This window comes from Ruminococcus sp. RTP21484sp1_RTP21281st1_A8_RTP21281_210402 (genome assembly GCF_040914025.1).
Taxonomy (GTDB): domain Bacteria; phylum Bacillota; class Clostridia; order Lachnospirales; family Lachnospiraceae; genus Blautia_A; species Blautia_A faecis.
On sequence record NZ_JBCPGE010000038.1, the window covers coordinates 18,005 to 37,466 of the forward strand.

23 protein-coding genes are annotated in these 19,462 nt (G+C 35.0%); all 23 read left to right on the top strand.

The window, feature by feature from the left end; translation table 11 throughout:
• Positions 1 to 2 precede the first annotated feature (2 nt).
• The 23 genes from AB5170_RS16340 to AB5170_RS16450 all read left to right on the top strand — a co-directional run bounded on the left by AB5170_RS16340 (position 3) and on the right by AB5170_RS16450 (position 19,278).
• Positions 3 to 1,139, top strand: a complete 1,137-nt coding sequence (locus AB5170_RS16340; protein ID WP_173717039.1) for a glycoside hydrolase family 99-like domain-containing protein — start codon at positions 3 to 5, stop codon at positions 1,137 to 1,139.
• Position 1,140: 1 nt separating this feature from the next.
• Positions 1,141 to 2,328, top strand: a complete 1,188-nt coding sequence (locus AB5170_RS16345) for a glycosyltransferase family 4 protein (RefSeq protein WP_173717038.1) — start codon at positions 1,141 to 1,143, stop codon at positions 2,326 to 2,328.
• On the top strand, positions 2,315 to 3,517 hold the full coding sequence (locus tag AB5170_RS16350) for an O-antigen ligase (RefSeq protein ID WP_173717037.1): 1,203 nt from the start codon (positions 2,315 to 2,317) through the stop codon (positions 3,515 to 3,517). Before AB5170_RS16345 ends, AB5170_RS16350 begins: the two co-directional genes overlap by 14 nt.
• Before the next feature lie 23 nt (positions 3,518 to 3,540).
• Complete coding sequence (locus AB5170_RS16355; protein ID WP_173717036.1) at positions 3,541 to 4,806, top strand: glycosyltransferase family 4 protein; 1,266 nt, start codon at positions 3,541 to 3,543, stop codon at positions 4,804 to 4,806.
• Positions 4,790 to 5,830, top strand: a complete 1,041-nt coding sequence (locus AB5170_RS16360; RefSeq protein ID WP_173717035.1) for an acyltransferase — start codon at positions 4,790 to 4,792, stop codon at positions 5,828 to 5,830. The genes AB5170_RS16355 and AB5170_RS16360 overlap by 17 nt, the downstream gene beginning before the upstream one ends.
• Before the next feature lie 27 nt (positions 5,831 to 5,857).
• Positions 5,858 to 7,276: an oligosaccharide flippase family protein gene (locus tag AB5170_RS16365; RefSeq protein WP_173717034.1), complete on the top strand. Its 1,419-nt coding sequence runs from the start codon at positions 5,858 to 5,860 to the stop codon at positions 7,274 to 7,276.
• Between the two features lie 47 nt (positions 7,277 to 7,323).
• A complete protein-coding gene (locus AB5170_RS16370; protein ID WP_173717033.1) occupies positions 7,324 to 8,124 on the top strand; it encodes a phosphorylcholine transferase LicD in 801 nt (266 codons plus the stop codon).
• A gap of 210 nt (positions 8,125 to 8,334) precedes the next feature.
• A complete protein-coding gene (locus AB5170_RS16375) occupies positions 8,335 to 8,625 on the top strand; it encodes a CDP-glycerol glycerophosphotransferase family protein (RefSeq protein ID WP_173717032.1) in 291 nt (96 codons plus the stop codon).
• 38 nt (positions 8,626 to 8,663) lie between these two features.
• The gene (locus AB5170_RS16380) at positions 8,664 to 9,266 is read left to right on the top strand and encodes an HAD-IB family phosphatase (protein ID WP_173717031.1); all 603 of its coding nucleotides are present in this window, start codon (positions 8,664 to 8,666) and stop codon (positions 9,264 to 9,266) included.
• 10 nt (positions 9,267 to 9,276) lie between these two features.
• Complete coding sequence (locus tag AB5170_RS16385) at positions 9,277 to 9,942, top strand: NTP transferase domain-containing protein (RefSeq protein WP_173717030.1); 666 nt, start codon at positions 9,277 to 9,279, stop codon at positions 9,940 to 9,942.
• A gap of 82 nt (positions 9,943 to 10,024) precedes the next feature.
• Positions 10,025 to 10,432, top strand: coding sequence for an adenylyltransferase/cytidyltransferase family protein (locus AB5170_RS16390; protein WP_173717029.1), 408 nt, complete (start codon positions 10,025 to 10,027; stop codon positions 10,430 to 10,432).
• Between the two features lie 69 nt (positions 10,433 to 10,501).
• Entirely contained in the window at positions 10,502 to 10,801 is a 300-nt protein-coding gene (locus AB5170_RS16395; protein ID WP_226841024.1) for a hypothetical protein, read from the top strand.
• A gap of 13 nt (positions 10,802 to 10,814) precedes the next feature.
• Positions 10,815 to 11,060: a hypothetical protein gene (locus AB5170_RS16400; RefSeq protein WP_173717028.1), complete on the top strand. Its 246-nt coding sequence runs from the start codon at positions 10,815 to 10,817 to the stop codon at positions 11,058 to 11,060.
• Positions 11,061 to 11,472: 412 nt separating this feature from the next.
• On the top strand, positions 11,473 to 12,516 hold the full coding sequence (locus AB5170_RS16405; RefSeq protein ID WP_173717027.1) for a serine protease: 1,044 nt from the start codon (positions 11,473 to 11,475) through the stop codon (positions 12,514 to 12,516).
• The gene (locus AB5170_RS16410) at positions 12,488 to 13,084 is read left to right on the top strand and encodes a Panacea domain-containing protein (RefSeq protein ID WP_202049737.1); all 597 of its coding nucleotides are present in this window, start codon (positions 12,488 to 12,490) and stop codon (positions 13,082 to 13,084) included. The genes AB5170_RS16405 and AB5170_RS16410 overlap by 29 nt, the downstream gene beginning before the upstream one ends.
• A gap of 2 nt (positions 13,085 to 13,086) precedes the next feature.
• Positions 13,087 to 13,410 carry an MAG6450 family protein gene (locus AB5170_RS16415; RefSeq protein WP_173717026.1) on the top strand — a complete coding sequence of 108 codons (324 nt, stop codon included), beginning with the start codon at positions 13,087 to 13,089 and terminating at the stop codon, positions 13,408 to 13,410.
• 31 nt (positions 13,411 to 13,441) lie between these two features.
• On the top strand, positions 13,442 to 13,738 hold the full coding sequence (locus tag AB5170_RS16420) for a DUF2442 domain-containing protein (protein WP_173717025.1): 297 nt from the start codon (positions 13,442 to 13,444) through the stop codon (positions 13,736 to 13,738).
• 460 nt (positions 13,739 to 14,198) lie between these two features.
• On the top strand, positions 14,199 to 16,322 hold the full coding sequence (locus AB5170_RS16425; protein WP_173717024.1) for a hypothetical protein: 2,124 nt from the start codon (positions 14,199 to 14,201) through the stop codon (positions 16,320 to 16,322).
• Positions 16,319 to 17,230: a RelA/SpoT domain-containing protein gene (locus AB5170_RS16430; RefSeq protein WP_173717023.1), complete on the top strand. Its 912-nt coding sequence runs from the start codon at positions 16,319 to 16,321 to the stop codon at positions 17,228 to 17,230. The genes AB5170_RS16425 and AB5170_RS16430 overlap by 4 nt, the downstream gene beginning before the upstream one ends.
• 90 nt (positions 17,231 to 17,320) lie before the next feature.
• Positions 17,321 to 17,944 (top strand): RelA/SpoT domain-containing protein, encoded by a 624-nt coding sequence (locus AB5170_RS16435; protein WP_173717022.1) that lies wholly within the window; start codon positions 17,321 to 17,323, stop codon positions 17,942 to 17,944.
• Positions 17,916 to 18,173, top strand: a complete 258-nt coding sequence (locus AB5170_RS16440) for a DUF6718 family protein (protein WP_173717021.1) — start codon at positions 17,916 to 17,918, stop codon at positions 18,171 to 18,173. Before AB5170_RS16435 ends, AB5170_RS16440 begins: the two co-directional genes overlap by 29 nt.
• A 40-nt stretch (positions 18,174 to 18,213) precedes the next feature.
• A complete protein-coding gene (locus AB5170_RS16445) occupies positions 18,214 to 18,396 on the top strand; it encodes a transposase domain-containing protein (RefSeq protein WP_173717020.1) in 183 nt (60 codons plus the stop codon).
• 81 nt (positions 18,397 to 18,477) lie between these two features.
• Positions 18,478 to 19,278 (top strand): hypothetical protein, encoded by an 801-nt coding sequence (locus AB5170_RS16450; protein ID WP_173717019.1) that lies wholly within the window; start codon positions 18,478 to 18,480, stop codon positions 19,276 to 19,278.
• The last annotated feature ends 184 nt before the right edge of the window (positions 19,279 to 19,462 follow it).

Genomic DNA, 19,462 nt, shown 5'->3' on the forward strand with positions numbered 1-19,462 from the left:
TTATGAAAGTTATCGCATTTTATCTGCCACAGTTCCATAATATTCCTGAAAATGATGAATGGTGGGGCGATGGATTCACTGAATGGGTCAATGTAAAAAAATCGAAGCCATTATACGAAGGACACTACCAGCCCCGTGTACCACTAAATGAAAATTATTATAATCTCCTGGATGATAATGTAAAAAAATGGCAGGTGGATCTTGCAAAAAAATATGGCATATATGGTTTTTGTTACTACCATTACTGGTTTAGCGGTCATATGCTGCTGGAAAAGCCAATGGAACAGATGCTAGCTAATAAGGAAATTGATTTACCTTTTTGTGTTTGTTGGGCAAATGAACCTTGGACAAAGGCCTGGGTTGGAGACGCAAAAAAAGTATTAATTCCACAAAATTATGGCAGAGAAAAAGAATGGAGGGAGCATTTTGATTACTTGCTACCGTTCTTTAAGGATGAACGTTATATCACCGTGGATGGAAGACCCTTGTTTGTTTTATACAGACCGGAAATTGTTGGTTGCTTGAACGAAATGCTGGATTACTGGAATAAGCTTGCAAAAGAAAATGGTTTCGAAAATGGCTTTTGCTTTGCATATCAGAATATAGATTTTGATTTGGCAAAAGATAAAGATGATAGTCGATTTGATTTGAATATTGAATTTGAGCCACTATACGCATATAGAGATATGTTTGCAAATCAGCATAAATATCTGAAAGCGATTCGCAGAAATGTTTCGAATTGGGTGGGTAAACATTTTGGTATTGACTTACTGCACTATGGTGAGAATTTCTTTAATAAAAATAAGCCGCTCAGTTATGATAAGGCGTGGGAAGCAATTTTGAAAAGAAAGCCTGAAAGCGAGAAAAATGTTCCAGGTGCCTTTGTTGGTTTTGATAACTCGCCTCGAAGAGGCAATGAGGCCAAGATATATGATGGAGCAACACCAGAAAAGTTTGAAAAGTATATGACGAAGCAGGTAAAGCGAGCCAGAGAGGTTTATCATTCAGATATGCTCTTTATAACTGCATGGAATGAATGGGCAGAATGCGGATATTTGGAACCAGATGAGAAGTATCAGTATGGGTATCTTGAGGCGATTAAAAACGCTTTGATTACAAACAGAGAATGGGAAGAATAAAATGCACGCGGTAAAAGAAAGCATAAAGTTCGCAAGAGACATTATTGTGGCAATCTACTCCTTAGTCTTGATCGTAGGATTCAAATGCAAAAAAAAAGTGAAAGCTTGTATACTAGTAACAAATGGAATGGGATATGGAGGAGCACCGCTGGTGCTTCTGGAAGCGGCAAAAGTTTACCAAAAGAATGGGTATAAGGTGATACTATATACGGAATTTTATGGAGACTTGATTAAAGTTTGCAGAGATCAAAAAATTGAAGTTTGGATTGTGCCAAGAGGATGGAAGATGCTTTCAAAATTGGTGTTGAGTTGCAAGTTTCAATTTGCATTTGTTAATACGGCCGTAATGTACAAATGGGTCGAGTTATTTGAAAAAAATAATTTTCCGACAATTTGGTGGCTTCATGAAGGTGATTCCTACATTGATCCAATCGCAGCCGAAATGCCCACTCATGTTGCAGCGAGTACAATGGTTTTGGCAGTGAGTGACAGAACAACCATGGCATTGGCAAAAAACGGTATCCAGTATAAAACGCGGATGCTTTACTATGGACTGGATGATTTGGCAGAAAATGAAGAACCCATTGCACAGATGAATGGTAAAAATATCTATACATTTTTGGTAATGGGAGCTATATGTAGCCGGAAAAATCAGCTGTTTGCCATTCAAGCTTATAATCTGTTGCCGAAGAAAATTAGAGCTGCTAGCAAACTGATGTTGGTAGGTACTCCTTTGGATGAGAAGGATCCATATTATATAGAATTTTTGCGCGTTGTGAAACAGTATCCGGAAATCGATTACATTCCTCGAGTGGAACGAAGCGAAATCCCTGCATTGTATCGGCAAATCAATGCACTGATCTGTTGCTCAATCGACGATCCGTTGCCGGTAGTTGTTACAGAATGTTTTATGTTCGGGAAAAATGTGATTATCAGTTCTGGTTCAGGGCAGTACTACATGGTAAAAGATGAATATGATGGTTATTCTTATCTTGAATCGGATGTGAATGCGTTGTGCAAAAAAATGATATCGGCATGGAGTGCTAGAGATGACAAAGCAATGGGAGAACATGCGCGAAATCTGTATACCAGCAAGTTTACTACACGCGTATTCGAGGAACGCTTGATGGCGTATACAAACGAATTGATTGTAAATTGGAAAGGTGTATATGTAGATGAAGCAAATTAAATTGAAGGTTACATATATTCAGATATTTTTCTCATTATCTATTTTTGTGACCTTTTTGCCAAATGGATTGATTTATGCGAGCGGTAAGGCGGCGCAGATTGTACGCGCGATGTATTTGGTACAGTTTTTTATTTATAGCGTGACTATTTTTTTATGTGCGAAAAAGAGCTTGAAATTGATTAAGGCACCTGTCATTGGATTTATGGTGTGGGGAATAATCTTACTACTGGTTACAATCAATTATACAAAGGATTTAATGAAAGTATTTCGTGCTGCTGTTTATCTGCTTGGGATTCTTACAATTTTTTTAATTGTATTATATATGTTCTCATATCAGAGTGAAAAAGTATTTCTTATGATATATAGAATATTTACTATTTTTTCCTTTTTCAATTTGGCAACGGTTATTCTGGCACCAAATGGATTGTTCTCCTATGGGTGGCAAGGCGCAACGTATTGGTTTGGCGGAAAATTTATCACCTTCTATATGTATTATATATGGCTGTGTTTGTATTCAATAAAGAGACGTAAACGAAATATCATAGCATTTGCTTTGCCTTTTGCTGTCGGGATATTTATGTGCACAAGGATAAGGTGTTCAACTGGTATTGCATGCATATGTGTAACAGTACTCCTGATTCTTGGAAGAAGAATTGTTGTAAGAATTAAGCCGTGGATGCTAATTACAATTGTATTAGGGATTACCGCAGTAATGATATTTTCAAATGTTCTTTTTAACAATCCGATGATTCAATATTTTGTTGTAAATGTATTGCATCGTTCCGGTATGATGACTGGTCGTGTTGAAATCTATAATACTTTTCTAAAAATTATGAGAACAGATATTTGGCTTGGGGCAGGATATGATAATACAATCGTAATGCAGAATACAACCTTAGGATATCTGAATGCTCAAAATGGTATTTTGGATGTAATTACTCAAACAGGTCTGATTGGATTGATTCCTTTTGTTTACACAATTTATGCTTTTTGGAACAATGGATATGGCTACTTTAATAACATTGAGAATCAGTTGGCAGCAATCTTTTTAATAGGTTTCTTTTTTTGTTCATTCGGTGAGATTAGCTTTAACTCATACTTCTTCTTTTTATTGGCGCTGGTTAGCGGTGACCTATCGAAAGTGGCAGGAAAAAGGATGGGGGTACATGTGTCGCTAAAGACAAAGTAAAAGAAGGTGATAAGGAGGTTTTCATGAGAGTACTATTGTCGGCATTTGAATGTAATCCGATGTTTGGTTCAGACCCTTATGTTGGTTGGTCCTGGGTGAGTAATATGGCCAAGACCAATGATGTTTATGTGTTGCTTCGAATCGATCATAAGCCTTATATTGAGAAGTATTGCGCCGAAAATAAGATAGAAGGCTATAAAAATATTCATTTTATTTACTTACCAAGTTCAGAGTTATTTGGAAAAATTGTATATAAATTTAATAAGCAACTGGCAGTGGTAGGACAATATTATATGTGGCAAAAGGCTGCATATAAAGAGGCAAAAAAACTCCATGCAACGAAACAGTTCGATGTAGCCCATGTTATTTCAATCGCAGATTTTCGTTTTCCAGGATATCTTTGGAAATTGAATATCCCCTTTATTTTTGGTCCGGTAGGTGGAGCGCAAGAGACACCAAAGTGTTTAATTGACTATATCAAGGGCCATGAGAAGAACGAAAAATTTCGAGCCTGGATGAATAAACTCTTAATTATGCTACCGAATTATAAAAAGGCATTATCACACGCAGATTTGATTTATTGCTCAAATGCAGAAACTGAAGAAGTAATTAGGAAGAAGGTTAAGTATGCTGATCAGGATAAGGTATATCGACTGACAGAGTTGGGTATAAATGATGATTACTTGAGAGAAAGAGAAAAACTTCTTCATGACAATTTAAAAGAGATACATATACTGGTATCGGGCAGATTAATCTATCGAAAGGGAATTGAGCTTTTACTAGATTCAGTGAATCACATAGAGACAAGTAGACCATATATTGTAGATATCTATGGCGAAGGAGATCAGAAACAATTTTTAAAAAATAAGGTTCGAGCGTATAAGTTGGAGAATCGGGTCTTTTTTCATGGCAATATTCCATTTGCGGAGATGCAGGAACAATATAAGAAGGCGGATGTATATTGCTTGCCGTCGTTAAGAGAGACAACCGGAACAGCCGTGTTTGAGGCTATGGCAAATAAACTGCCTATTATTGCATTGAATCAAAATGGCGTAAAAGACATTGTTCAGAATGACTGCGGAATTCTGGTAAATGTTTGTTCGAAAGAACAAGTGATAGTAGATTTAGCAACAGCATTAAGGAAATTGATTGAAAATGATTCAATGAGACAAGCTATGGGAGAAAAAGCTTTTTGGAAAATCAAAAAACATTATACTTGGTCGAAGAGAGTCTGTGCGATGAATGAAATCTACAGAGAATTGGTGAATAACTATGGGAAAAAAATATGACTCACTTAATGGGATGAGGGCATATGCAGCAATTGCAATTTTAGCAATGCATGTATTGGAAAATTCGGAATATACCGGCATAGCAAGTATAGTTTCTACTAAAGTAGATCTACTGAAATGGTTAATCTATTTATTTATGATTATTAGCGGTTTTTCTTTGTGTTGTGGATATTATGAAAGAATTCTTCATCAGTCTATTTCAATTGTAGAATTTTATAAAAAAAGATATAAAAAGATATTACCGTTTTTTGCATTGTTAGTTTTTATGGATTGCATGATGAATCTTAGTTTAAATTCAGTCATTGAAGGAATTGCAGATATTACTCTTGTATATGCCTTATTACCGAATGCAAGCATTTCTGTACTTGGAGTGGGCTGGTTTTTGGGAATAGTATTTTTATTTTATATGATTTTTCCATTTTATTGTTTTTGGATGAGAAGCAAAAAAAATGCTTGGCTGACATTTGCAGTGTGTGTTTTTTACAATTTGAGTGAACAACTTTATTTTCTTGATAGTAGTCATGTTGTGGAAGGGTATCAGAGCCATACTAACTTCCTGTTTTGTTCGGTGTTTTTTTGTGCGGGTGGTCTGATTTATCTTTACAGAAACGAATTTATGGTGTACGTCAAAAAGTACAGATACGGCTATTTGTTGGTTATATTGTTGATGACTATTGCAAGTTTTTACGCTTGGCCACAGATATCCGGTTTGGTGGAGCCATTTGTTTGCCTGATTGTTTTTAGTTTATGGATCATTTATGCGATAAGCGTTGAAAGTATTGTATTAAATAATAAATGGGTAACATTTATTTCTGGAATCTCGTTGGAAATTTATCTGTGTCATATGTTTGTATATCGGATTTTGGAAAAAATGCATATCCTATATATTTTGGGGAGAGGCTATTTAGCCTATGTGTCAATGGTATTTGTGACATTATTTGGATCAATCTGTGTAAGCCTATTGTCCCAAAAAGGAATTGCGAAAATAGAATCAGTGGTAAAGAGGATATGTGAACCGAAGTAATCGAGTGGTAAAAAAGAAAGGATAAAAATGGGTAATTACAAGTATTTGGCGAAAAACATCGGTGTTTTGGCACTTAGTAACTTTGCAACAAAATTGCTAAGTTTCTTTTTGGTTCCACTTTATACAAGTATATTAACAACGGAGGAATACGGAACCTATGATTTGTTTGCCACAACGGTTTACTTGTTAGTTCCGATTTTGACTATGAATATTCAAGATGCTACGATTCGTTTTTCGTTAGACAAAAATTATGAGAAAAAGGATATTATATCCATTAGCTTGGATATATTTGGAAAAGGGTTGGTTATATTACTAGTATTTTCAGCGGTAAATTATGTAGCCAATTTGTTCCAAATTTTCAATGATTATTTGTTGGTGTTTGTTCTGATGTATATTTTTCAGGCACTTGTAGGTATCATGACAGCGTTTGCGAGAGGATGCGAAAAAATCACAGAAATATCTATTGCAAGTGTACTTGGTTCGATTGTTTTTATTGGATTGAACATTTTATTTTTGGTTTTCTTTAGGTTGGGATTGATGGGCTATTTTCTCTCCAGCATTCTGGGTAATCTGTCGCAGGTGCTCTATCTGACAAGAGTTACCCAAACATGGAGATATCTCAGATTTCGGGGGATTAATAAAGATACGGAAGGTAGCATGCTTAAATATAGCTGTCCTTTGATTGCAAATACGGTGGCTTGGTGGATTACAAATGCATCGGATCGCTATGTGGTAATGTGGTTATGTGGAACTGCTGCAAACGGAATTTATTCAGTTGCATATAAGATTCCCTCAATATTGAATATTTTGCAATCAATTTTTACGCAAGCGTGGACGCTGTCGGCTGTCAAAGAGTTTGATCCAGAAGATAAAGATGGATTTTTTTCGAATATGTATAATGGCTTTAATTGTCTGATGGTACTTGCTTGCAGTTTTTTGATCTTGAGTGATAAGTTCTTTGCGAGAATTCTGTATGCAAAGGATTTTTATAATGCGTGGGAATATGTACCATTCTTATTGATTTCTATCGTGTTTGGTGCTACTGCGGGGTATATAGGAGGAATCTTTTCAGCGTTAAAAGAAGCAAAGATGTTAGCGCAATCGACTACAATTGGTGCAGTAGTCAATATTATTTTGAATATTGTTTTAGTATCTATGGTCGGAGCAATTGGTGCTGCTGTCTCAACTGCAATCTCCTATATTGTTGTTTGGGGAATTAGATTGTGCTATATGAGAAAGTATTTGCAGGCAAAACTATATTTGAAGAGAGACATAGCATCATACATATTGTTAGTTATTCAGGCTGTTTTATTGTTGCTGATTCCGAGTGGTTGCATAATGTATATGATTCAAATAGTATTGTTTATAATGCTGATTGGATTCTATCGTAAGGAAGTTTTAATGCCACTGAGGGTATTAAAGTCTAAGGTTAAGTCATGTAGATGAGCAACTTTTCATATTCTAAGAAGTATAATCTTGAATGGAGAAAATATATGAGAGAAATTTTATTGGATGAGTTAAAAGATAGACAGATTGCAATTTTAGATGTCGTAGATGCTTTTTGCAGAGAAAATAATATCAATTATTGGCTTGATTCAGGAACGTTACTTGGGGCTATAAGACATGGGGGATATATTCCGTGGGATGACGACATTGATATTGGAATGTTGCGCCCAGACTATGACCGGTTTTTGGCGATGTTTAATAAGTTCAACAAACAGTATCAGGTGTTTTCTGTGGAAAACGATATAAATTTTCCATATCCATTTGGAAAGGTGTTGGATACCCATACGGTTCTATATGAGCCAAATGAGCAAGGAGTGAAGTTGTCTATCAATATTGATATTTTTGTGTACGATAATGCACCAGAAGACGATAAATTGGTGGAGCAGATGTACCGAAAACGAGATTTTTATAATAAAATCTATCATTTTTTGCTGTATAAAACAAAATTAAGGAATGCTGGCAAAGTGGGATTTGTAAAAAATTCAATAAAAGCAATATGTGGCAAAGTGTCTCCTTGTTTTATTTGCAGAGAAATTGTCAGAAATTCAAAAAAATATAGCACGCAAGATACTAGCTGGGTAGGGAATTTTCTAGCTGCTACTAAAATAAAAGCGCCGAAAGAAATATTTGATTCCTTTGTTGAGGTAGAGTTTGAGGGGAAAAAATATAAAGCACCTGCAGGATGGGATCAGTGGCTGACCTGCTTTTACAAAAATTATATGGAACTGCCACCGATAGAAAAGCGTGTTTCTCACCATTTATTTAAAGCTTATATTGATGTGGAATGAAAGAAGGACGATTCGATTGTAGGGAGAGAAAATGTACATGTCAGCTTATATTTTTGTTTGATTTTGATTCGATACCCTAAAGACTTCTGAGTATACGTGATAAAATGCAAGAATTAACATGACTGTCGATGTGTAAAAATATTCTTTTTAAAATAAACTTCTTAAATTGTGAGTTAAGTAAATGCCTCAGAAGTAAAGGATAATTATGCTTTGATAAGTGATTATTCTGGGGCAGCATATGAATATTTGCAATTAAATCGTCCTATAGGTTATGTGTTGGATGACGTAAATGAATATATTTCCGGATTTGTAGTTGAAGATATTCATCAGCTTATTGCAGGACATGAAATATATGATTTTGAACAATTCAAAAATTTTATTATGGATGTAGTGAATCACAATGATAAATATAAAGAAAAAAGAATAAAAGTAAGAGATTATATTTATAAATATCATGATGGACATTCTTCAGAGCGATTGGCTAAATTGCTAAATTTATAAAATGATTTCGTGCATGTGTTACAAGGGAGAAGAGATTGATGTCAGAGTATATATTTTTGTTTGATATGGATTCAACAATTACCAAGGAAGAAGTGTTACCAACGATTGCACAAAAAATTAATAGAAATGCAGAAATGAGAAATTTAACAGAAGCAACAATGCGTGGTGAAATTCCTTTTCGCACTTCTTTTTTAAGAAGAGTAGAGATATTAAGTGATATTCCGGTTAGCGAAGTTAATGATATAGTTTCTGATATTCCACTGAATTCCAATATTGTAGAGTTTATAAAAGAAAATAGAGAAAGATGTTATGTTGTTACAGGAAATTTAGATATTTGGATTAGCGGATTAATGAAAAAAATTGGAATGGAAAATCATTGTTATTGTTCCAAAGCAGAAGTGGTAAACAATCGTATTTCAAAGGTTATAAGTGTTGCTGATAAAGAACTGATTGTCAAACAATTTGTACAGCCAATGGTTGCGATTGGAGATGGAGATAATGATTCTGGCATGGCGAGATTATCGGAGGTTGCAATAGGATTTGGTGGAGTTAGAGAAATTGCACCGTCATTGTTTAGAAATATTAATTTTGCGTTTTATGATGATCGAAGATGCGCAGAATTTTTATGGGATTTATTATGAGGGAGGAAAAATGGATAATAGATTCAGTCCTAAAAATACAACGGTGATTATATGTTGTGCCGGAATGGGAACAAGGTTGGGAATAGGAACGACAAAAGCATTAATTGATATAGAGGGAAAACCACTCATCATACGATTATTGGAGCAGTTAAATCAATATGATGATATTAGAATAGTAGTTGGTTTTGATTATGAACGAGTGATAAAAACAGTGCAATCATATCGTAAAGATATTATGTTTGTATTTAATTATGATTATAAAACTACTGGAACAATAGAAAGTTTAAGAAGAGCATTAAAATGTGCGAGGGATATAGTTATTACATTAGATGGTGATGTTATTCTCAATGAAAAAGATTTTCAATATTTTTTACAATATGAAAATGAATGTATTGCTGTTGCTCAAAATGCTTCGAATGAACCAATATTTGCAGATGTGATTAATGGACAAGTAGTACATTTGGAAAAATATGAATCAGAAGGTGATTTTCAATGGTCTGGAATTACCAAAATAAGCAGAGATAAGTTACTTGAATTTGAGACTGAACGTCATGAATATGATTTGTTGAATCGATTTATGCCTTTAGAAGCATGTATAGTATCTTTGAAGGAAGTAAATACACAAGAAGATTATGAAAGTGCGTTATCATGGTTTAAAAATAAGTTAGATCAATAGAACCTTGTTAATCGTTATGAAGCTAAAAAAATATATGATCCAGTAATGATTACTTTAGAAAAATTAAAAAAGGAGTATGACAATGAGTAAAATTCTTACTTTTGGAGTCTATGATTATTTCCATTTAGGACATCTTAGATTGTTTAAGCAATGTAAACAATATGGAGATTATTTAATTGTAGCAATTCAAAATAGTGATTATATTTTAAAATATAAACCTGATGCAAAAATAATGTATTCAAATGAAGAAAGAGTAGAGATGATAAGTGCTCTTGAAATAGTGAATGAAGTATTAATTTATAATACAGTATGTGTAGAGGAATTAGAAAAGATTGACTTTGATATATTGGCTCTTGGTGAAGACCATAGAGGAGGAAGATTCAACGAAGTTGAACAATGGTGCAATGAACATGGAAAAAAAGTAGTTAGATTAAAGAGAACCCCAGGAATCTGTTCATCAGCCATAAAAGATAATTTAAAAAGAGAATAAGTTTTTGCAATTGATAATTTAGGGTTTGTTAAGTGTCAGACAGCACATTGTGGGAGGCACAAACCGCACTTGTCAGCACGGGCTAAGATATTTGTTGAATTTGTGGCAATGATACTGCGCTGTAAGATGTATACGAAGCTGAATGAGGAGATGAAAAATCTGGAAAAGAAGCCGAATTATATGACAGTTCCGGAAGCGTTTAAGGAACTTGGAAAGATAGAAATGGTGCGTCAACTGGACAATGTATACAGGCTGGACCATGCAGTAACCGCTAATCAGCAAACAATATTAAATGCGTTTGGATTGGATGCAAACTACATAAAATACTATGCATCTGAGCTGAGTAAAGAATTGAAAAAGGCGGAATAAGGAGGAGAAAAAAATGGCCCGAACAAGAAAAACGAGCAGAGAAGTCCTGGATGAAAAGATCGAAAAAGCAGAGGCTGATGTGATCGCAGCGAAGAAAAGATATGACCATGCAACCGCAGTTTTGAAAGAGCTTTTGGACAAACGGGATGCGATAAGAAAGGATGAAATCCTGTCAGCAATCGTAAAGAGTGGACGGTCTTATGAGGAGATAATGAAATTCCTAAATGTTGGAGAAATAGAGGGAAAAACAGAGGAATAGACAAGAATGCACCACAGCTGCGGCTGTGGTGCGAGTTTTAGGCGGAAAATTTCTGGAAGTTCACAGGCATGTGAACGTCTCGGAATCACAGAACCCAACATTGGGGTCAGACACCTGGTGCTAGATTGTAAACGAGAGATGACCAAATTATGAATAAAAATTCGAATAATGTTGAATGGTGTCGCATTTGGTAGGGAGACACATTAGAACAACTTGTTTTGATGCGCTTAGAAGAACCAACGAATATATTTGACAGAGTATCAAGAATATTTGGATAAAGATAACCGATGGCTTTGACGTTCAGTCTGCACTATCGGTTAGTTTAAGTCCAGTTGCCTCGTGATTTAAAAAAAGGAATAGCATTTTGCATGTATACCGTGTATAATAAATATCAAAAATGGAGGTGTGCCATATGTATAGCGATCGTGTAGCGCTTTACAAACAATTGGAAGAGGTTTTTGATAGTAAAATTTTGGCGTATATCACAAGCGATCGCCCAAACATGAGTGCACAAATCGCTCCTGATGTCATAGATTATTTTATCGATCATCTTGATAAAATCGGGCCATGTAATAAGATTTCGTTGGTTCTTTATACACGAGGTGGTGACACTTCCGCAGCGCGTAATATTGTTAATTTGCTGCGTATGTATTGTGATATATTACAGGTGATTGTTCCACATAAGGCCCACAGTTCTGGAACAATTATTAGTCTTGGTGCTAATGAAGTGGTTATGACAAAACAAGCCACTCTCGGTCCAATTGATCCAAGCTTGCATACGGCGTTGAATCCACAAGTACCTGATGGAAGCTTGTTCCCTGTAAGCGTTGAAGCTGTTAAGGGATATTTGGAATTTGCGAAGAACGAACTGTCTATCACAGACAATGCATCCCTTGCCAGTATTTTTGAAAAATTATCAGATTTTGTTCATCCATTGGTTCTTGGAGAAGTTTATCGTTCAAAGGCGCAGATTCAAATGATGGCTGAACAGCTGATACAGAATCAGGTCACTGATCCGGATAAAATAAAAAAGATTATAGCGTTCTTATGTAGTGAATCTGGCAGCCATGATTATACAATCAATCGTCGAGAGGCTCAAAACGAATTGGGTCTTAATGTCAAAAAACCATCGCCCGAGCAATATGAACTCATAAAAAAGCTCTATGACGATATCAATGATGAATTACTTTTTAGTAAACCGTTTATGCTAACAGAAGTTAACGGTGCATATACCGTTAGACGCTGCTTGCTTGAAAGTGTAGTTGGTGGTTCAGATTATTTTTCTACAGAAGGTGTTGTAGTAAGAGCGTCTATGCCGGATGGTCAAATTGCAATTCAAAATAGAGTGAATTTTGAGGGATGGCGACACGACCGTTCTTCGGATGATGATAACTTAGCAATAACAGATGGAGAGGAGACGATCATTTATGAAAGAGGTGCAGATTACCAAACTTAATTCAGCAGTAACAACCTCCGATAGTGCTTATCGCTCTTATGTAACTTCTGCAATTTCCACGGATACGCAGCGATACGTCATTGTCGATCCCGATGAAATGCCCAATATTAATATGGAGGAAACAGGTAAGTATTCGGTTTTTGATATTGCCAATTGGTTCCTTTTGAAGGGCGAAATGACTCAGAAAAAACTACAAAAGCTGTGTTACTATGCCCAGGCATGGTGTTATGCTCTTAAGGGTTATCGCTTAGAAGATACAGATTATCAGGCGTGGGTTCACGGTCCGGTTTCACCAGCATTGTGGGAACGCTTTAAGTCTTTTGGATATGATCCTATAAGAATCGGGGGATCTGTAAAAGTGAAATTAGATGCTGCTGACGAAGATCTTCTTGAAGATGTTTGGGATACCTATGGAGATAATACCGGAAACGCCCTTGAAGCATTGACTCACCGCGAGCTGCCATGGATGGAAGCGCGACGAGGATATGAGCCAGATGAGAGGTGTACAGTTGTTATTTCTCCAATTACAATGGCCTCTTATTATAAGTCGATTTATGTAGGCGATTAAGAATGGCAAAATTAACTCAGAAGCAAAATAGAGAGGTTCCTTTTGAATTATGCTTTAAATATCCACTGGAGAATGGATATTCGTTCAAGGAATTAACGCCAGAAAACGTCAAACAGTTTCAGGCATTTTTAAATAAAGTTTCTCAAATGACAGTAACGCAAGTGGATCGTGCTTTTTCGAGAAAACCAGATACCGATGACACCTACAGAGGCATGCAGGTGTATCACTATGAGGTGACAGAGGTTTTTAGAATACACGTTGTGATTGAAGCTGGTTACTATAAGCTTATTCGATTGGATCCTCGACATAAAGTACACCGAAGTTAATACAAGCCATTATAGTAGGAGATGTGCGTGTATGTTTTCGTTAAATGGAATTGTATATGCCAGTGAAAAGACAGAAAATATTCAAGTAGTATCAGCGAAACCATTAGATGATATGATGATTCTTACATTTTCTACAGGTGAGCAGCGACTTTTTGATGCTACTATTTTAACAGGAGAAGCATTTGCTCCGTTGTCTGATGAAAACATTTTTAAAAACTATAAAGTGGTAGCTGGAGTTGTTACATGGCTGGATGAAGAGATTGATTGTGCACCAGAGTATATGTACACAAATAGTTATGAGTATCCTTCTTTAAAGTCTGTCGTTTGAAAAACTGTGCGTCTACTTGATCCGTGAAGTGCATTGAGGTCAGAACGTAAGTGCCTCAAAACACTATATAAGGCAGATTTATTTTCAGATCTGTGATGGGAGACCAGCTATGGGAAAATGTGGCTTTGTTGCCTCATGTAGTAAATATAAGAGTGTTTGTAAAAGTTCTATAAACGCAGCAAGTGGGATAGACAGGAACATGAAAATTATGGTATCATGATTAAACAAAAGTTGAAAATAGACTCCAAAATTTTATTATATTTTTCATGGCGATATATGGGGGGGGAAGAACTTAAGATATGATTACAATTACAGAAAATTTTAATGATTGTATAGGATGAATGGATACTATCATTGCGTGTTTGAAAATTGGAAGATTTGGAAATGCGTGTGATAGTATTTTTTTATAAGCACTAGGAAAACTTCACAAGGCAGGCGGTAGAGAACGGAGAACTGGAAAATGAAAATCGGGGAAAAAATTATAGAAGAAATAGAAGCGTTGTATGAGTTGTATGGCTTTTCAAAAGTTAAGCAGTCGGATGACTATGTAGTTTTTACTTATAGCAATGGCTATTTTTATAATGCAGAAATTATTAAATTTAATAACCAGATTGAAGAGACAAAACTAAAAAGAGAATTTGAAGAAGCTGGCTACTCAGTGAGAATCATTGAATATGTGTCATTGGAAAAAACACATGAATTATTATTCAATGGATTTTTTGCTGTGAAAAATATTAATGACCGCTTATTAAAAGATTATGAACTTTTTGGCGAGTTGCAGTCCAAAAAGTTGCTAGGGGCTACCTATGAATATGTTGAACCAAAGTGTAATTGGAATTGTGAGGGAGAACAAAAGGATTTAATTTTCGGAATTTATGAGCAGATTCAAAAACCAGGAGCACAATTGATTATTTTGGAGGCGGCTGCTGGATATGGAAAAACCTGTACGTCATACGAACTTATTAAAATGATTGCAGATAACTGTACGGATAATTTTGCCCCTATTTTTACAGAATTATCGAAGAATAGAAAAGCAGCGCTTTTTCGGTATGTATTACTGGATGAAATTGATAGAAAATTTACATCGCTGTCATCAGAACTTGTTATTTCGGAGATTAGAAACGGAAAAGTGCCACTTATAATTGATGGCTTTGATGAATTGATCTCAAGATCAAATAAAAACATGTCTGATCCTAATAGTGTGGAGGATGATTCACAAACAATGCTGGATACAATTGCAGAGTTGTTTGAGCCGGGGTGCCAGACTAAGGTTGTTTTAACTTCCAGGAAAAGTGCAATATTTACAGGTGATATTTTCGAAGAATGGAAAGATAAGCATTTACCGAAATGTAATGTAACCAGAGTTTCTATTGATGAACCTACAGTTTCTGATTGGATTGGATTTGAAAAAACAGAATATTTGGAAAAGCATGGAATTCCCTTTGCCAGTATTATTAATCCTATATTATTGGCTTTTATGAGAAGCATGGAAATGGATAAGTTTGAAGAGACATGTAGTAATGTTGAAAATGTGATTTCTTATTATTTTAATTCTTTGCTGGAAAGAGAAAGAGAGAGGCAATCGTTACAACTGACTGTTAAAGAGCAATATAGAATTATGGAGCAAATTGCTAAGGATTTTGTTGAGTTTGAGATTATTGCAGAGGAAATTTCTTTTATAAGAGATTTGTTTATTGAGATTATTCATGACAATTATAAATCATACAGGGACCGATATGTAGCAATTGAAGAACGTCCTACAGAAGAGGAGTTTGCAACAAAACTTGCTGGACATGCATTATTAAACAGAATTTCACCACAGAAGAATCAAATTGGTTTTATTAATGATTTTATATTTGGAATATTGATAGGTGATTGTATTCTAGAAGATGATTCTATTTTGGAAGAAATGGATGGCAAATATATTGATATTGCCTGTACGGCGTATGCCAGCCGCTCTGATGAGAAAAAAAATGAATTGTTAGAGAAAGTTTTACCGCAGATAGATAGGCTAAATTATGAACAACAGTTAGATACGGAAATTAAATTAGCAAATACAATTCAGCGTAATTATGAGAGCCATTATTTTTCAAATCGAAGCTTTCAAGATGTTTTCTTTGATGGATCATATGGTTTCAAAAAATGTACTTTTCGTAACTGTCTGTTTAAGGAGAGCATATTTGTAACGAGAGCTTTTGAAGAATGCTCGTTTTACGATTGTAAATTCTACGATATTGAAGTAATACGTGATACGACAACAAATCGGAAACTGATTTTTTCTGCTAATTGTGTTGGACATGAGAAATTAATGAAAGAATCAGCATATGAAGAGGCAAATATTGTTACTGATAATTATGAACAAATTGTATTGAAAATGTATTGGAGAAAAGGAAATCGATTTTCAAGAGGACGTCTTCCAGAAATGTTTTTATTAAGAACTCCGAATGAAGAGACAAGGATGGGGATTGCGAATGCCCTTGAAAGCTTGAAACATAAAAATCTGCTGTATAAAGAGGGTCATTATTGGTTTGTAAACACGGAAAAGATAAAGGAAATTAAGGAAATACTGGAGATAGCAGGATGAATGATAAATTTGATGATATGAGTAGAAATATAGATAGTATATCTATTTCTGTAATAAAGCCACTTGAAATTCAAATAAGAAATTATTTGGATAAATGTGGACTGTTTTATAAAGTATTTTCAAGAATTAAAGGTTCAAAATCGGTCTGCGATAAATTGGAAAATAGGGCAAAAAAGAACATTCAGAATTACAAAATGCAAGATCTGGTTGGAATACGAATTGTTTTGTATTTCAAAAGTGATATCAAGCTGTGTGAGAAATTGATAAAGCAGCATTTTAATGTTTTAAACATTTCAAGGGATGAAGAATTAACAGATAAGTTTTGCCCGCAGCGAATAAACTATGTATGTAAATTGCCACCAGATGTAGAAGAAAATTTTGATTCAGTCATTTGGACTTATCCAATTGATAAATCATTTGAAATTCAGATCCGGACCATTTTCTCAGAAGGATGGCATGAAATAGAACATGATTTTCGATACAAGTGTTTGCCAGATTGGGAAAATAATGAGGATCTTAGCCGAACACTGAATGGTATTTTTGCTACTTTGGATAATTGTGACTGGGCTATTTCAAGTCTGCTAACAGAGGTAGCATATAGACATTATAAGTCCGGAGAATGGATTCCAATGTTAAAAAACACATTTCGAATCCGTATTTTAGATGATGTGGGAATGGATGAAATATTAAAATACTTTGGAGAAAACAAAGAAGTTGCGAAAGCATTTTTTAGGATTGAAAGAGAAGATTTTCTAGTATGGTTGTCGGATATAAATACAAAAATGAAAATACCGTTGCAACTTAAAAATGTAGTGTTATTGGCAAATTTGTATTCTATTAATGACTCGTATTTAAAAGAAATTACGCCAAAATTTATAAAGGATATTGTTTTGGAGTCAGAGAGTTAGGAGAAGAATATGGATCTCTTACATACCTTGATAATTCAGCATATCTATGGTAGCATAAGTGAAGAATCCTGATAATCAGGAGAGATGCTTATGAATGAGCAGTTGTTGAAAATGAATGGATTATCGGTGGAAATTTTGGATGTGTTGTCATTTGAGTCACATCTGGGAATTCCATTGAAGAAGAATTTACACTATTTTGATAAAGAGAAATTAATTGCTGAATTGATTGCGATGACTGAGTGGCTTGATGAACAGGAAATCCTTTCAGGTATTGCGTTAGATTATAGAATCAAGAGTTTGGATTCTATACTTTTAAAGTATAACCGTTACTATCCGGATCATCAAACGCGGAAAGTATTTAATGACATTTTAGGTTTCAGGGCTTTTTGTGATAGCTATGATCAGATATTGGAAGAAAAGTTTTCGCAGTTCCGAATTGCTGATATAACGAATGGAAAAGCGTTTGATGATGGCTATAGAGGTGTTCATGTGTACTATCAGAAAAGCGGAAGACATTATCCTATAGAAATCCAGTTTAATACGTTGTTTGATAGACAGTTGAATAACTGGCTTCACGATTATCTGTATAAGAAAAATTATCCGACAGAGATGGGAAAAGTAATGCGCGGTAAGTATGAAAGTGGATTGATTCGCAATGAGCATGAATTTAAGGAGGTGTTGAAGAATGTGTTATCTGGTAGCGAAAGATCGTAATGAGCATGGTTGTTATGCGCTGAAAACAACTCATGGAAAGCATCTGGTAGAATTAAAAAGGGAACTGAATCGAGCTGTTGGCTATAAGGGAGTACAGCTTGTAACAATTAGCAGACCAACAGCATATGGCGAGTATGCACCCTATCATTTTGTGGATACAGAACAGGAGTTTCAGACACTTGTAAAAGGGCTTCGTCCATTAGTGACTTCTAGAGAAAGTTCCACCTAAGATATTAGGGGCAGACACAAACGGAGTCTTATACACACTGGTGGAAAGTGCCAGAGCCAATGATCTGGATGTCTATGAGTATCTGAAACACCTGCTCATAGAGACGCTCAACAATCATCATCTGGAAAATCCATCGGTCATTGACCGGCTTCTGCCCTGGTCAAAGGAGCTGCCAGAACAGTGCAGGATGAAGCGAAATAGAAAAAAGTGCCTCAAACAATAATGTAGGCATTATAGCAGAGATACTGCTATTTTGCACTACGCTATATTTTGAGGCACTTACTGTTAAGATAAGGAGAACAGTATGCCATCAATTTATCAAATAGGTTTACCTATTCCAAAAGATTATTCAGAATTTGAAAATATGGTAAAGGAGTTTTTTTGTAATAAATATGGATGTGTGTTTCAAAAGTATGGACGCCCAGGTCAGAAACAATCGGGAATTGATTTGATATGTGGGACAATTGGTGTTCAATGTAAAAATTATTATAATACACAGTTAACAATTCCATTGTTACGAAAAGAATTGGAAAATGCAAAAAAGATTACGCCATGCCTAACAGAATATTATATTGTAACTACGGCAAAAAGAGATGTAGTTATTCAGGATTATGTTAGAAATTATGAGGGAAGTTTTAAAACAGATATATACTATTGGGATGTTATAGAAAATTTTTTGCTACAAAACTCAAATATAAAAGATTTATTCTATACTAAAGAAGAGGATGCAACGCAATTATTTGTTAAATGCTTTTTAAAAATTTGTTTTGAATATAATTTTTATCAAGTTATGCAAACTTCAAATTTTGTTGGGGCAATTCATCAAAATAGTTATTGGACGCTTGTGAAGATTGCTGAAGCCATACTGAATTTGATTCATTCTTCAGTTGCCTATGGAGTGAAGAATAGCGTTATGGAAGATATGTATTATTTCATAAATTGTCTTGATACAATTACTTCTATATTAGGATTGACCTCAACGCCAAACGAAAATGGTATATCTGATCCCAAATTTAGGCACGATGATGAAACAGATTGTGAAAAAATACGAGAAATACAGAGATGTAGTTTTGATTGTATTAATGTTTATCTGAAATATAAGTAAGCTGTTTATTGAGAGGTATATTTATCCTGAATTATTTACGGCTTTGCTGTGAAAGTGGCTGAAAGCCACATAGTTACTGTATTTTAATTGCACAAACAGCATTGATACAGGACAACTGTATCCGTACAAAGAGCTGGCAAGTCAGTCAGACTTCGACCGATTCTAATGGTTCGACTTATTTTAC

Bases quoted from the DNA above. Each gene is read 5' to 3' on its own strand.
- AB5170_RS16340 (WP_173717039.1), top strand. From the start codon at position 3: ATGAAAGTTATCGCATTTTATCTGCCACAGTTCCATAATATTCCTGAA.
- AB5170_RS16345 (WP_173717038.1), top strand. From the start codon at position 1,141: ATGCACGCGGTAAAAGAAAGCATAAAGTTCGCAAGAGACATTATTGTG.
- AB5170_RS16350 (WP_173717037.1), top strand. From the start codon at position 2,315: ATGAAGCAAATTAAATTGAAGGTTACATATATTCAGATATTTTTCTCA.
- AB5170_RS16355 (WP_173717036.1), top strand. From the start codon at position 3,541: ATGAGAGTACTATTGTCGGCATTTGAATGTAATCCGATGTTTGGTTCA.
- AB5170_RS16360 (WP_173717035.1), top strand. From the start codon at position 4,790: ATGGGAAAAAAATATGACTCACTTAATGGGATGAGGGCATATGCAGCA.
- AB5170_RS16365 (WP_173717034.1), top strand. From the start codon at position 5,858: ATGGGTAATTACAAGTATTTGGCGAAAAACATCGGTGTTTTGGCACTT.
- AB5170_RS16370 (WP_173717033.1), top strand. From the start codon at position 7,324: ATGAGAGAAATTTTATTGGATGAGTTAAAAGATAGACAGATTGCAATT.
- AB5170_RS16380 (WP_173717031.1), top strand. From the start codon at position 8,664: ATGTCAGAGTATATATTTTTGTTTGATATGGATTCAACAATTACCAAG.
- AB5170_RS16385 (WP_173717030.1), top strand. From the start codon at position 9,277: ATGGATAATAGATTCAGTCCTAAAAATACAACGGTGATTATATGTTGT.
- AB5170_RS16390 (WP_173717029.1), top strand. From the start codon at position 10,025: ATGAGTAAAATTCTTACTTTTGGAGTCTATGATTATTTCCATTTAGGA.
- AB5170_RS16400 (WP_173717028.1), top strand. From the start codon at position 10,815: ATGGCCCGAACAAGAAAAACGAGCAGAGAAGTCCTGGATGAAAAGATC.
- AB5170_RS16405 (WP_173717027.1), top strand. From the start codon at position 11,473: ATGTATAGCGATCGTGTAGCGCTTTACAAACAATTGGAAGAGGTTTTT.
- AB5170_RS16410 (WP_202049737.1), top strand. From the start codon at position 12,488: ATGAAAGAGGTGCAGATTACCAAACTTAATTCAGCAGTAACAACCTCC.
- AB5170_RS16415 (WP_173717026.1), top strand. From the start codon at position 13,087: ATGGCAAAATTAACTCAGAAGCAAAATAGAGAGGTTCCTTTTGAATTA.
- AB5170_RS16420 (WP_173717025.1), top strand. From the start codon at position 13,442: ATGTTTTCGTTAAATGGAATTGTATATGCCAGTGAAAAGACAGAAAAT.
- AB5170_RS16425 (WP_173717024.1), top strand. From the start codon at position 14,199: ATGAAAATCGGGGAAAAAATTATAGAAGAAATAGAAGCGTTGTATGAG.
- AB5170_RS16430 (WP_173717023.1), top strand. From the start codon at position 16,319: ATGAATGATAAATTTGATGATATGAGTAGAAATATAGATAGTATATCT.
- AB5170_RS16435 (WP_173717022.1), top strand. From the start codon at position 17,321: ATGAATGAGCAGTTGTTGAAAATGAATGGATTATCGGTGGAAATTTTG.
- AB5170_RS16440 (WP_173717021.1), top strand. From the start codon at position 17,916: ATGTGTTATCTGGTAGCGAAAGATCGTAATGAGCATGGTTGTTATGCG.
- AB5170_RS16450 (WP_173717019.1), top strand. From the start codon at position 18,478: ATGCCATCAATTTATCAAATAGGTTTACCTATTCCAAAAGATTATTCA.